This is a genomic window from Paenibacillus xylanexedens, from assembly GCF_007676705.1.
Taxonomy (GTDB): domain Bacteria; phylum Bacillota; class Bacilli; order Paenibacillales; family Paenibacillaceae; genus Paenibacillus; species Paenibacillus xylanexedens_C.
The window spans coordinates 1-293 of record NZ_VEBF01000214.1 but is presented as its reverse complement, the minus strand read 5'-3'; the positions used below and the strand labels follow the sequence as shown (position 1 = coordinate 293).

1 protein-coding gene and 1 pseudogene are annotated in these 293 nt (G+C 51.9%); one reads left to right on the top strand and one right to left on the bottom strand.

The features are described 5' to 3' along the window. Positions 1-82: pseudogene (locus FS628_RS32900) on the top strand (hypothetical protein); the annotation flags it as partial. Positions 83-100: 18 nt separating this feature from the next. On the opposite strand, the gene FS628_RS32895 reads toward FS628_RS32900, so the two are convergent. After that, positions 101-293 (bottom strand): hypothetical protein (locus FS628_RS32895; RefSeq protein WP_260871247.1); only part of this gene is annotated, 193 nt, incomplete at its 5' end.

The window sequence follows — 293 nt, the reverse complement described above, 5'->3', positions numbered from 1 at the left end:
AAACCCGCAACCGGGAGATCTGGTCAATGTATTCAATCATCAACCTCGCTATCTGGCCACACCTTATTACAATCCCCCATCTCACATCACACTAACCCTCCTACCCTATCAACCCCTCCACTCCCAACACATCCACACCCCGTTCTTTCCAGCTCCTTTCCCCCATTCTTTCCCTCATCCCCAACGCTTTATCCACCATCCCCACCCGTACCCTCTCCTTTATCCCCTTCTCCAAGTCTCCACATCTCCTCCAACGTACTGAACTCACCTCTCCCCTCATCCTAAACGAATCC